A 12084-nucleotide genomic window follows, 5' to 3' on the forward strand; every position below is an offset into this window, starting at 1 on the left:
CGCATCTAAGTAGTGAAGACGAAGAAAGGGGAATTGGATATGGCCGTGGCAGAGAGGATTGGTGCACCATCGGGCGAGGAGATTTCTGACCAAGATGTCGTAGACCGCGTCCGCAACGGGGACGGCGCCAGCTTCGAGTTGATCATGCGTCGGCATAACCGGCGCCTCTACCGCATCGCCCGGGGGATTCTGCGCAACGAGGCCGAGGCCGAAGACGCCGTCCAGGAGGCCTACGTGAGGGCCTATGAGAAACTGGATCGATTTAAGGGGGATGGCTATTTTTCCGCCTGGTTGGCCAAAATCACCGTCAACGAGGCGCTGGGGCGCCTGCGGGGGGCAGCTTCCGCAAAAAACAGCCTTTCGCTGGACGACCCGGAACAAGCAAATGAGGTGAATTCCATGGCGGAACTGACCTTTTCCGGACCCAACCCGGAACAGAGCGTTGCGCGGGGAGAATTCCGCCGGTTGCTGGAATCAGCCATCGATGACCTTCCTGAATCCTACCGGTTGGTTTTCATTCTGCGCGGGCTGGAAGAGATGACCGTGGCGGAGACCGCCGATTGTCTGGAAGTGGAACCGGCCACTGTCAAGACGCGCTACCACCGGGCGCGGAAAATACTGCAACAGAGCCTTGCCGGCCTGGTGGAGGCGACGGCCGGCGAAGCCTTCCCCTTCGCCGGGGAGCGCTGCGACCGGATCGTCGCCGGAGTCCTCCGGCGGCTCGGCATCCGTGGCCAGCAATGAGCCCAGGTCCATAATACGGGCGAAGCGTCTGGCCACGGCAAACATCGAGAAAGGAGAGTACCTCATGAAAAAGCTGCTAACGATTGGCGTCGTTCTCCTGGCCCTTGCCACTCCGGCCTGGGCGGCGAGCAGCAAAGCGCCACCGGATGCATCGTATAAAAAAGTCAGCGACCTGGTTGCCCTTCCGGAATTCCTGCCGGGGATGGGTACCCTCTACGTACAGCCCGCGACCCTGCCGGTCGGCCCGTTTCTCGCTTATGACCGGGACGGGACGCTGGTTGCCACCATCTACATGGTTCCCATGGAAAATATGCAGCAGCATAAGGCATTCTCCGGCCTGGCGGTAGGCAACGAAACGGTCAAGAAGGTGGATTTGACCTTTAACGCCGGCCATCCCGGGGTGGAGGTTCCCCATTACCATGTCACCATCTGGCACGTCAGCCCCGAAACGGCAAAGGTGAAGTAGCCATGATCAGCCGAAGAGGACTTCTGCAGGCCGGCGGCCTCTGGCTGGCCGGCCTGGCCGTCGGGCGAATTGGCTGGAGCGCCGAAGAAGGTGAGGTGATCGAGATCCTCATGCGCAGCGATCCGGCGGGTTCCCATGTCGTCTTCGACCCCATCGGCCTGCTGGTCCGCCCGGGCCAGCGGGTCAGATGGGTGAACGATGGGAACAACGTGCACACCGTCACCGCCTATCATCCGGCCAATGCTCAACATCCCCTGCGCATCCCCGCAGCCGCCTCCCCATGGGACTCCGGTTATCTGGTGAACCCCGGCGACAGCTTTGAAGTGCAGTTAACGATCGAAGGGATTCACGATTATTACTGCACACCCCATGAGGCTGCCGGCATGGTAGGCCGGATTGTCGTTTCCAGGTCAAACGGGGGTCATTTACCCGCCTTTGAACCCTATCCGGATGACCACGGGAATCCGCAGTGGAGAAAAGTCCCCGAGGCGGCCTTACGGAATTTCCCCACGGTCGAAACGATCCTGAAAAAGGGAAGGGTCAACATGGCCAAAACGTCTTAAAAATCGTTCCACACTGTGTTAACCGAAATTATCGGAGAAACCCCGGCCTTTCTTACAAATCCTGCATTGCGAAAAAGGCCCTTCGATCTGGTGAGCAAATTCGGTGATCACAGGTGGTCAACTTTCGGTTTCTAAATGTTGTCTTCAGGCGTTATTCCCTCTATTCCATAAATCGATGCCCATCCGGTAAATTAAAAGACCAAAAGGCCATGCGTGCCAAGCGAGGTCAAAAATATCGATCGGTCTTTTCAGGTTGCCATCCATCAACAAGCTGACCTTCTCGACCAGGTGTGGCTGCGGGTAAAACGGAGCCAATCCAAGCAGCAGTGCCAAAGGGATAAGTATCTGATAGCTGAGTAGATGCTTCATGCGGCGACACCGTAACCACTCCAGACCTCCGCACATAAAAAGCAACCCCTGAGGACAATCCCCAGGGGCGCATCAGCAGGGCCTGTGTTTTACCACAGGTGTCTGCGGGGAGAACAAAAAGACCTGCCGGAAGGGGATGGCAGGTTCTTGTACCCCCGCAGTCAAACTATTGATAGCGAAGTTGTGAAAATTCGTCAATAAAAGAATTCAAGCCTGAAAGTGCAAGTTCCTTATTTCTTTGGTTTCCACGCCGGGGACAGTCTGAAGGGAGCGGTTCCAAAATCCTGACCTGCGAAAAAGGACCACTTCATCCCATGGATGAAAATGGCACCTTTTCGTGTCTGAAAAGTCCCATTACCGAGACTGCGGGGAAAGTGTTCCGGCACCGGTGATATTTCGGACGAAGAAAAAACCACGTAGAATCTTGTGGAGGAAAAATAATTCACGAGTTCAAAAAGAAGTTCCTTGCGGCGCGAAATGCTACACCACAACTTTGAGGAGGACTTGCAAGTCACCATCAGACTTTCCGCCATTGCCCTTACCTTCTCGAATCGTCAATGATGGTGGCAGCCATGAACCCCTGTTTCTGTGGCAGATTAGGATACCTAACGAGCCCTACACCTATACGCCGGTCATGATCGATATGGCTGCACGCCACATCCGAAAGTTCTATCCGGTCGATGTTCAGGGGCATAAACTGCTGGAGATGGCCACCGATCGGCTGGGCCTTTCGGCCCGAAGCTACTCACGCATCCTCAAATGGCCAGAACGATTGCCGATCTGATTGGATATGAGCAGATCAGGCAAGAGCATCTGGCCGAGGCGATTCAGTATCGGAGTCTGGATCGGAAGACGGAGTGAACCGCTGAGTCTTCTTTATCTCTCTGTCCAGGGGGGGGCCAAATGGACCGTTGTCTTCGCCCATTTAAATGGATAAACAAGCTCCTGCTTACCGTCGATCCATTGATTGGCCGTGCTCACGAAGGTGGCAACACCGTCGGCATGGTATTTTACCGGGCCCATGACGGTTTCAAACCTTTTATTCACCACCGCTTCACGCACTTTTTCACCATCCAAGGTTCCGGCCTTCTCGATAGCCTGCCACAGAATCTGCGCCAGGGCATAGGTGCAACCTACAGAAACGGAAGATTCTCCGAACTCTTTCCTATACCGTTCACCAAGGTCCTTTGCTCCAGGGAGGGGAAAATCCATGGACCAGAATCCATCACAGAGGATGTACTGGGCATCCTTTCCGAGTTCTTTCCAGAAGTTTCCAGCCCAAGAGCCTTTCCATCCATGCAAGTAGCCGACGTTTAGACCATTTTGTTTCATTTGGCGAATAAAGGCTATGCTGTCTTCTTCAGAAGAGAAAAAGAGGATTGCATCAACCCCCAGGGCTTTGGCTTTCATTATTTGTACGGAGTAATCATTTGCCCCCACTGGCAAAACTTCGAAAAACGCGAAGCTATAGCCATATCGTTGGGAAACTGCTCGAAAAAGATCGGCAAATAGGCGCCCATCATAAGTATCTTCCATATAGACCGCTGGCTTTTTAGGCCTTTGATTCTCGGGCATACTGTTCCACAATTGAAAAGGAACTGAGACGCTTTGCTCGATATCGAAGAAAAATAACGTGGACCATTTAAACTCATAAGGCACCCAAGTTGGTATAAAAGCTATTGATGCATGATAATACTTTTTGTGCTGCTCTGCCGAAATACAAGCTGGGATGACACTCTCATTCCCACTAAATCCACTAAGAAGCATATCCACATTGTTAAATTTGATCAGACGCTCTACGATTCGTACAACATTGTCCGTATTCGATTTATCATCCTCGATAATTAGCCTGACAGGCAGTTTCTTTCCGTATTCCTTTACAAAAATTCCGCCCAAAGCGTTGATGTCCTTGACCGCCTCCTGATACGCCCATCGTTGCTCCCGACCCGCCCCGGAACGTTCGCCGGTCAGTGGCAGGTGAGTACCTATAACGATTTCGCTCCTCGGACTTGCTTGGACCGGCAGCTCGTAAAAAACTCCCATACAAATGGTTATGATCACCATCCCCAAACGGAATTGATCTGCAAAAATAATCAAGGAGTCCCCCTTCAGCCTGCATAATCCTATTCGGCATGATTCGACAGCTCTGACAATACTCGTTCTATCTGCCAAAGGTCACCCCATCTTGAGAACATTCGTTCAGCGATTCGCCACCGAGTCCCTTGGAAGACATGACATCTAACCAATCTTGAGGACCACGGAGGCAGCGGTGTCGCCAGCGGCACAGCCGGCGAAAAGGAGATACCCGCCGCCCTTCAAGGCCACTTCCTCAATCCCCTCCATCATCAGCCGTGCCCCGGTAGGCGCTTGGGGATGGCCATAGATGAGTGAGCAGCCATAGTTGTTCATAGCATTGAGATCCAGTCCCAACTGCCGGGACATTGCGATGTCGTTGGCGGCAAAGGGGCTGTGGGTCTTGACCACGGCGAGATCGTCCGTCCGGATGCCGGCGTTCTCCAGAGCCATCTTGGCCGAGGGGCCGACGGCGGAAGCCATATGTGCCTTTTTGGTGCGGGCGTAGCCGTAGGAGACGATGCGCACCTCGATGCCCGGGTCGGCACTTAGCTCCCGGGCCCGCTCGCGGGTGGTGACCGAGATGCCGCTATTTCCGTCGGCGGGGAAGGTCTGGGCGCCGAAGGTGTGCACGCCTTCGGGCAGAACCGGCTTGAGGCCGGCCAGCCCCTCGGCGGTGGTGGAGGTAACCCCCTCGTCAGCCTCGACGGATATGCTCTTCTTCTTTGAGACCTGCACCTCGACGGGGAACATGTAGCGCTTCTGGAACTCACGATCGTTTGCCAGGGCGCCCTGGTACTGTTCGTAGCGCCGAAGGGTCAGGGCGTCGCACTCCTGCCGAGTGATGCCGAACTCCCGGCTGACGTTCTCGGCGGTCCGGATCATGGATTCGCCCGCCCAGGGGTCTTTCTGGACGTTGTCCATGAACCAGTCCTCGGCGACCGGCTTGCCGCCGGGGCCGGCGGGGTTGGGCCAGACGGCGTGGGGGCCGTTGGAGCAGCGGTCGGCGAGCAGACACCAGCTGTTGGAGAACATGCCGGTCTCCACCCCCATGGCCGCTTGGTAGAGGGTCAAGGCGGCGGTGGAGCAGGCCTGTGTGAGCAGCACCCCGGGCGAGTTCTCCGCCCCCAGCATCGCCGCGGCCCAGGGACCGCCGTAGAACCAGCTCTTCTGGTAAACGGTGCTGCCCAGAAGGACGTAGTCGATGGCCTTCGGCTCCCACCCCTTGCTCTCTAAAAAGCGCTTGGAGGTGGCGGCTCCCAACTCGATCGCGTTCTCGTTGGCAAGGCTCCCCTGCCAGCGCACAAACGGGGTGCTGTAGTACCCCCGGTACGGAATGTAGGCTTTTGTTAACATTGGTGGTTCTCCCCTTCTATTCAGAATTTATTGTTGCCGGTTACAGTAGGACAAGGCCCCGTTACCAGGCGGTCATGCCGCCATCCACGACAATCTCCGTGCCGGTCACCCAACTCGACAGGTCGGATGCCAGAAACAAAGCGGCATTCGCGATATCCACGGGGACCCCAATGCGGCCGATCGGATAGCCGGCCAGCATTTGCTGTAACGCATTGTCACGATCCGGGAAGACGCCGAGTTTTACGAAATCGTCCACCAGTTTGTTTCCCATATCGGTTTCCACCAGTCCGGGATAGATGGAATTTACCCGGATGCCATACCCGAGACGGCCGCATTCTACTGCCGCCGATTTGCTGAAAAGCCGCACGGCCCCTTTTGAGGCCGTATAGACCCCCAAGCCCGGAGTGCCGATCAAGCCCGAAACGGATGAGAGATTGATGATGCTCCCCCCCTTTCCGGCGGCCCCTCCTGGTCGCATGCCCCGAATGGCGTGCTTGTGTCCTAGGATCATCCCCGTGACGTTGATGGAGATTAGCTTCTGGATGTCGGCGAGTTCGACATCGGCGATCATACAGGTCTGCTCGATGGCGGCGTTGTTGACGAGGATGTCGAGGCCGCCGAATTTCTCAATGGTGAGGGCCAGGGCAGCGGTCCAGCCCGGCTCTTCGGCGGCGTCATGATGGATGAAAATCGCTGAGCCGCCCTGTTCGCGAATCCGTTCTGCCGTCGCCTCCCCCCGCTCCACCTGTACATCCCCGATCGCAACGTTAGCACCCTGCTCCGCAAAGATCTGAGCTATCGAAGCGCCGATCCCAACCGCGCCACCCGATACATAGGCTACTTTGCCCGACAGATCGATACTCATAAATTCACTCCTTATGACAAGCCCGTTTAGAGACAAAACCAATTGCGATCTCGATATCTACTTCAGATCTTCCAGATCGACGCCAGATTTTCCCGGCGAGAGAATGTTGTTCGGATCAAACACCCTCTTCAAATCGTGACAAACGTCTCGAAAGTGCCCCAACTTCCGCATCAGGTGATCGCCCATATCGATGCTGCTCCGATAGGGGAGATAGCCCACATCGCAATACCGATCATACATTTCCCGCACACATTGGTCGGCGCGACCACGCTCCTCAAGGTCATTGCGATCGAACAGGAGCCAGATAATGTGGTGCAGGTCGCGGCCAGTTCCCAGAATCAGTTCCGCTGCGTAGTGGAATCCATACTTGCTATAGGTTTCCTCGGCGATGCGAATCTGCCGCTGGACATGTTCGTTGGTTACGGGGGCCACCGGCGATATCCATTCCGCCCCGACCTTCCCCACCCAGCCGGACATGTCGAATTCGGCAAGGGGTTCCCCCCTCATCGCTTTCTCTCGGGCCCGCCAATAGGGGCTGGCCGCCTGCTCTGCCGCGTCGAGGAAGCGGCATTTGGGAATCGCCCTCGTGAGCGCCTCTTCGACTATTTTCCGATACGTCCGGACCGTCTCCGGCGGGCCGTAGAGGGCGCCGGCGAAGTTCCATTCCCCGAGGCTGTAATCCTTTTTCAACCCTTTGAGCACTTCCGAATCATAGTCGAACCGCCTCCCCACCCGGGGTAGAATGTTTTTGCTCTCGCCCCAGCAGGCCGTAAGGCCCAGCGCTTTCCGGACATGGGTCACACAGGCGCCGTTGGGAATCACCATATTGAGCTTGAGCGGTCGCAACACTTCCACCGCCCGGTACACTGCGTCCGGCTCCTCCATGACCACCGCCAGCGGTTCGTATGCCGGGGGCTTCGGCATCAGCCAGAAACCCGCCTTGGTCACAATGCCGAAATTGGACGATGTAAAGAGTCCGTCCAGGTAGGGCCCATAGCCCCACTTGAAAATCTGCCATGTTTTCGTCCCGGGCAGCGCCCCCGTCCCGGTGCGCAACACCTGCCCGTTGGCCAGGACAACCTCCATCCCGCAACTGAACAGAAACTTCTCCCCCAGCGGCGTGTAGCCCGCTCCCCGTTCGGTGATGTTACCCAGATACGAGGCATCGGGGCTGGCGCTCGGCACATCCATCCAGAGAGGAATGTTGTTGTCCTGCAGGTACTGGTAGAGCTGCCTGAAGGTTACGCCGGGCTCCACAAGCGCATAACCGAGATCAACGTTCACCTCCAGAATCCGATTCATGCGCTTCAGTTCCAGTATCACCATACCTGGCTTGGTCGCACACGCCAGGCCATAGCCATGGTTCTGGCCACAGCTCAATGTCCAGATCGGGACCCTGTACTCATTGACGATTTTCAGGATGGCCTGTATCTCTTCGACACTCGCCGGTCTGACGACGGCAGCCGGCAAGATATTACCGGAGGCAATCATGTTGAGCGCATATTTCTTGAGCACCTTCGGAGAGGTGAGAATATATTCGCCCCCCACTACCTCCTCGATATTTTTCAATGCCTGGTCTATCGGTTCCATAACTTTCCGCCTTGATAGTTAAACTTGAAAATGGTCATCATCCTGTCTTTGAGGCCTGATGGGTTCCGGGATCAAATCTGCACACTGTTTATCTGTACAAGCGGCTGAATGTTTGTGTAGTTGGGAATGTCCGCCATAAACGCCTCCGCATGAGGTGCGAATGCCTCCTGAAATACTTCCAGTGAATCAAACAGCAGATGACCCAGAGCAACAAAGGAAGGAGAGGAGCCGGGCTCCGGTCCGCCTAACCCCTTCTTTACGGCGATACCTTTGCATGCCGCCCCCAGTTTTTCACGGACCATGGGAATGTGGCGGTTGCTGTAATAATCCATGTCGAACCGGCTTCCCTCACTTTTCGGGTAAAGAATCATTACTTCAATCATCTCTCTTCTCCTATTCCGAACGGGATTCGCATGCACTGTCGCCGACTTTTTTCACCAGCGTAGAAGGGATCCTTACGGAAGCTTTTAGGGGCATGAGGAAGTAGGCCAAAGCGGGCATCAGGATGAGTGCGCCAAGCATATTCCAGACAAACATGAATCCCAGCAGCAGGCCCATATCGGCCTGGAATTTGATGGGAGAGAAGGCCCAGGTGCAGACGGCCGCTCCCAGGGTGATGGCCGTCAGGACAACCATCTTTCCCGTGCCGAGCAGCGCATTGTAATAGGCCTCCGAGAGGGTCATACCCTCGCGCCTTCGAGCCAGCAACACGCTCATGACATACAGGGCGTAATCGACGCCAATGCCGACCCCCAGGGCGATAACCGGCAGCGTGGCCACCTTCACCCCGATGCCGAGAAACACCATCAGGGCCTGGCACAATACGGAGGTCAACATGAGTGGCAAGATGGCGCAGACGACGGCGATAACGGAGCGAAAAGCGATATAGGAGAGCACGATCACCGCGATGTAGACCAGCACCAGCATCTGCGTGTTGGCCCGCTCAACGACGATATTGGTGGCCGCCTCGATACCTGCATTGCCCGCTGCGGACATGAAGCGGAGAGAGTCCGAGTTGTTCTCCCTGGCGAAGCCCTCCACGGCCTGCACCACGCTCTCTAGCGTCTTGGCCTTGTGGTCGGTCAGGTAGGCATAGACGGTCAAAAGGTCGCAGGGCTGGTTGAACAGGTCACGCGGCGCACGGGTGATGATGGCGTTGAGCAGATTCTGGTTGGGCGGAATGCCGTACCATTTGAAACTGCCCTCGTTCATTCCGGCGGCGGAGACCTTGCTCAGAGCTGCCAGAGAGGTAGTCGAGACCACCCCCGGAAGCTGCTGAAGCCGCCACTCGAGCTCATCGACCTTGATCAGGTTCTCGTACTGACCACAGGCGTACTGGTCGGTCTTGACCATAACCACATACATATCACTGCTGGCCGAATAGTTCTCGACCATGAAGGCATTGTCGCGATTGTAGCGCGAGTCGGGCCAAAGCTCCGGGGCGCCGGGGTCCAGGTCGCCGATTTTCACCTGGGTGCTGACCATAAATCCGAGCACCCCGAGCACTGCGGCCACCAGCACTGCGGTATGGGCCCAGCCGGGCTTGGCAAATAGGTTCAGGAACCGCCACATGGGGTGCTGCGCGTGTTGCGCATCGGCGCTGTCCCTGAGCGCCGCTTCATGGCTGCGCTGAGTAGCCTTCTTCCCCACCCCGATGTAGGAGAGAAGAATCGGCAGCAGGACCAGGTTGGTAAAGATCAGCAGGGTCACGCCCACACTTGCGATCAAAGCCAAATCTTGGATGACTTTTATTGCAATTACCATCAGCACGGCAAAGCCGATGGCATCGGTCAAAAGGGCGGTTATTCCTGTCAGAAAGAGCTTGCGGAAGGTATAACGTGCAGACACTACCCGGTGTGCCCCCCGGCCGATCTCCTGCATGATGCCGTTCATCATCTGTGCACCATGGCTCATGCCGATGGCGAAGACCAGGAAGGGAACGAGGATCGAATAAGGATCCAGCTGATACCCAAATAAGGGCAACAATCCCAACAGCCATACCACCGCGATGAACGAGCAGATGACCACCAAAATCGTGGAACGCACGCAGCGCGTATACCAATAGAGGACCGCGGAACAGATAAGAATCGTCAGGCCAAAGAACAGCAACATCTGCTCCAGCCCGGCAATCAGATCACCGACTACCTTGGCAAATCCTGTAATGTGAATCGTGATGGTGTCAGTTTCATACTTCTCGCGCAACGACTCAATCTGCTGTGAAAAAACGTGATAATCCAACGGTTCTCCGGTCTGCGGGTCCCGGTCGATCAGCGGCACAAGAATCACACTGGATCTGTAATCGGCGGCAATCAGCTGGCCGATTTCGCCAGAGCGTTCCACATTGAGCCGCACCTGATCGATGCTCTCGGATGAGCCATCGTAATCGTCGGGTATGACCGGCCCTCCATCGAAGCCGTCCTCGGTGACACCGATCCAACGTGTCGCCGGGGTCCAGATAGACTTCATATAAGGCCGTTCAACGCCTTTGAGCAGAAAGATTTCGTCATTCAATCGCCGGACAACATCCAAATACTCCTTGGTAAAGATGTTTCCCTCGGGGGTCGTTTCGACCGCAATCCGAAGATTGTTGCCAAGTCCGGCCAACTGATCCTTGTATTCCAGGAAGTTGGCGATGTAGGGATGCTTGGTGGGTATCATCTTCTCGAAGGCGGCATTAAGTGTCTGCCCGAGCGCGAAATAACCCAGCACAATTGTCACCACCAGACATAGTGAGATGACAAGCAATCGGTTTTTAAACAGCAACCGTTCGAGAAAATTGCCTGAGTTTCTGTCAAAATCCGAGATGTCACTAATCACCGGATACTCTGCCATAGGAGATGACTTTTTCTTTTTCATTTAAGAGTTCCCACTGTTGTTTTGCAGCTCAATCCGCGTGGTTCCCCGAATGCCGCTAGTGATAAGGGCTCCATCGGCGCTCTGGAGCACATCTGTAAATAACGAGGCGTTCTCGACCGAAACAGGGTTGAAATGTTTCCCATCATCCGTGCTGCGCAGCACGGCCCCGGTCTCGTTCACAAGAACCAAATCTCCGTTGCCCAGGCGCGTGCCGGCCGTCAGTGTGACTGGCTGAGGCATGTCGACCCAATGCCAGCTCTCGCCGCGATCGCTCGAGCGCAACACGTGGCCACGAAGTCCGAAGAGAAGAAGGTCTCCATTGAGGCTGCTCTGCATTCCGAAGAAGCTGCCCTTGTAGGGGGTCTCGATTTTCTCGAACTGCTCCCAGTCGTCGCTGGCGCGGAAAACGATGCCCTGCTCTCCCACCACATAGACATCCCGGCCCACAATGCAGATGTCATACAGGTGCAGCCCCATAGGGTTTGGCACATTGCCCATCAACGAGCGCCAGCTTTTTCCTCCGTCCTCGGTGGCGAAAATCAGTCCATAGGCCCCCACGATGAGCCCTCGGCGGCTGTCGAAAAAATGTACCGACAAGAAGGGTTTGTCCGGTCCGCTATTGACCAGCCACTGGGCATTGCGCACGCGACGTTCATTTTGGCGACTCTCGGCGTTATCGGCATGCTTAGCTGCCTCCAGTTCGATGGCTGCCGCTTGGGTCCCATCGAGGAGCTTTTTCCAGGTGCGGCCGCCATCATCGCTGTTCAACACTACCCCGCCGTGGCCGACGGCCCACCCTTTTTCAGGTGTGGCGAAAAAGACGGTGGTCAATGTTACGCTGACCGGCACCTGGGCCTGGTGCCAAGTCAAACCGTGATCATCCGAAGTCAGTGCAAAACCCCGCTCACCAACCGCTACCAACCGATCGCCGGCTTGCGCCAGAGATAAAAGCACCGACTTTCCTGCACGCGGGCTTATGTCCGCCGGCTTTGCCAACAGGCTCTCCGCCCAGAGCTGCGAGGATGCGAGAAGCAGCCCCAGCAGGACGAGGAGGAAAACGATCTTCTCTAGCTTTCTGTACATTTAGGGCCTCTTTCAAAAGAGTTGGAGCAATCTTGGTGTCCCTCACCTTCTTACTAGCCTGGACAAGTCAGCTGAAGGCTCCTCGGCAGTCGAAACTGCCAAGAAGCCTTCACATTGGT

At 56.0% G+C, this 12084-nt stretch carries 11 protein-coding genes and 1 pseudogene; 4 read left to right on the forward strand and 8 right to left on the reverse strand.

Features of this window, described 5'->3' with window-relative positions:
• Positions 1-39: 39 nt before the first annotated feature.
• The 3 genes from DTF_RS0104700 to DTF_RS0104710 all read left to right on the forward strand — a co-directional run bounded on the left by DTF_RS0104700 (position 40) and on the right by DTF_RS0104710 (position 1773).
• Positions 40-744, forward strand: coding sequence for an RNA polymerase sigma factor (locus tag DTF_RS0104700; protein ID WP_027714379.1), 705 nt, complete (start codon positions 40-42; stop codon positions 742-744).
• Positions 745-808: 64 nt separating this feature from the next.
• Positions 809-1210: a hypothetical protein gene (locus tag DTF_RS0104705; RefSeq protein ID WP_027714380.1), complete on the forward strand. Its 402-nt coding sequence runs from the start codon at positions 809-811 to the stop codon at positions 1208-1210.
• A 2-nt stretch (positions 1211-1212) separates the two neighbouring features.
• Complete coding sequence (locus DTF_RS0104710) at positions 1213-1773, forward strand: plastocyanin/azurin family copper-binding protein (protein ID WP_027714381.1); 561 nt, start codon at positions 1213-1215, stop codon at positions 1771-1773.
• Positions 1774-1917: 144 nt separating this feature from the next.
• Here the strand turns inward: DTF_RS0104710 and DTF_RS0104715 are convergent, their stop codons facing one another.
• Complete coding sequence (locus tag DTF_RS0104715) at positions 1918-2142, reverse strand: hypothetical protein (RefSeq protein ID WP_027714382.1); 225 nt, start codon at positions 2140-2142, stop codon at positions 1918-1920.
• Positions 2143-2785: 643 nt separating this feature from the next.
• Between DTF_RS0104715 and DTF_RS25965 the strand changes: the two are divergent.
• A pseudogene (locus DTF_RS25965) lies at positions 2786-3003 on the forward strand (GTP-binding protein EngB); the annotation flags it as partial.
• 15 nt (positions 3004-3018) lie between these two features.
• On the opposite strand, the gene DTF_RS0104730 reads toward DTF_RS25965, so the two are convergent.
• The 7 genes from DTF_RS0104730 to DTF_RS21950 form a co-directional block, all read right to left on the reverse strand.
• Positions 3019-4239 (reverse strand): amino acid ABC transporter substrate-binding protein, encoded by a 1221-nt coding sequence (locus tag DTF_RS0104730; RefSeq protein ID WP_027714384.1) that lies wholly within the window; start codon positions 4237-4239, stop codon positions 3019-3021.
• Between the two features lie 141 nt (positions 4240-4380).
• Complete coding sequence (locus DTF_RS0104735; RefSeq protein WP_027714385.1) at positions 4381-5571, reverse strand: thiolase family protein; 1191 nt, start codon at positions 5569-5571, stop codon at positions 4381-4383.
• Positions 5572-5632: 61 nt separating this feature from the next.
• Positions 5633-6436 (reverse strand): SDR family NAD(P)-dependent oxidoreductase, encoded by an 804-nt coding sequence (locus DTF_RS0104740; protein WP_027714386.1) that lies wholly within the window; start codon positions 6434-6436, stop codon positions 5633-5635.
• Between the two features lie 57 nt (positions 6437-6493).
• Positions 6494-8026: an FAD-binding oxidoreductase gene (locus DTF_RS21940; protein ID WP_051360904.1), complete on the reverse strand. Its 1533-nt coding sequence runs from the start codon at positions 8024-8026 to the stop codon at positions 6494-6496.
• A gap of 71 nt (positions 8027-8097) precedes the next feature.
• The gene (locus DTF_RS0104750; protein ID WP_027714387.1) at positions 8098-8409 is read right to left on the reverse strand and encodes an EthD family reductase; all 312 of its coding nucleotides are present in this window, start codon (positions 8407-8409) and stop codon (positions 8098-8100) included.
• 10 nt (positions 8410-8419) lie between these two features.
• Entirely contained in the window at positions 8420-10882 is a 2463-nt protein-coding gene (locus DTF_RS21945) for an RND family transporter (protein ID WP_051360906.1), read from the reverse strand.
• Positions 10883-11965 (reverse strand): YCF48-related protein, encoded by a 1083-nt coding sequence (locus DTF_RS21950; protein ID WP_226989159.1) that lies wholly within the window; start codon positions 11963-11965, stop codon positions 10883-10885.
• Between the last annotated feature and the right edge of the window lie 119 nt (positions 11966-12084).

The sequence above is a fragment of the Desulfuromonas sp. TF genome (assembly GCF_000472285.1).
GTDB lineage: Bacteria > Desulfobacterota > Desulfuromonadia > Desulfuromonadales > ATBO01 > ATBO01.

Coding starts and splice junctions, on each gene's coding strand:
- DTF_RS0104710 (WP_027714381.1), top strand. CDS start 1,213: ATGATCAGCCGAAGAGGACTTCTGCAGGCCGGCGGCCTCTGGCTGGCC.
- DTF_RS0104715 (WP_027714382.1), bottom strand. CDS start 2,142: ATGAAGCATCTACTCAGCTATCAGATACTTATCCCTTTGGCACTGCTG.
- DTF_RS21945 (WP_051360906.1), bottom strand. CDS start 10,882: ATGAAAAAGAAAAAGTCATCTCCTATGGCAGAGTATCCGGTGATTAGT.
- DTF_RS0104705 (WP_027714380.1), top strand. CDS start 809: ATGAAAAAGCTGCTAACGATTGGCGTCGTTCTCCTGGCCCTTGCCACT.
- DTF_RS0104750 (WP_027714387.1), bottom strand. CDS start 8,409: ATGATTGAAGTAATGATTCTTTACCCGAAAAGTGAGGGAAGCCGGTTC.
- DTF_RS21950 (WP_226989159.1), bottom strand. CDS start 11,965: ATGTACAGAAAGCTAGAGAAGATCGTTTTCCTCCTCGTCCTGCTGGGG.
- DTF_RS21940 (WP_051360904.1), bottom strand. CDS start 8,026: ATGGAACCGATAGACCAGGCATTGAAAAATATCGAGGAGGTAGTGGGG.
- DTF_RS0104735 (WP_027714385.1), bottom strand. CDS start 5,571: ATGTTAACAAAAGCCTACATTCCGTACCGGGGGTACTACAGCACCCCG.
- DTF_RS0104700 (WP_027714379.1), top strand. CDS start 40: ATGGCCGTGGCAGAGAGGATTGGTGCACCATCGGGCGAGGAGATTTCT.
- DTF_RS0104740 (WP_027714386.1), bottom strand. CDS start 6,436: ATGAGTATCGATCTGTCGGGCAAAGTAGCCTATGTATCGGGTGGCGCG.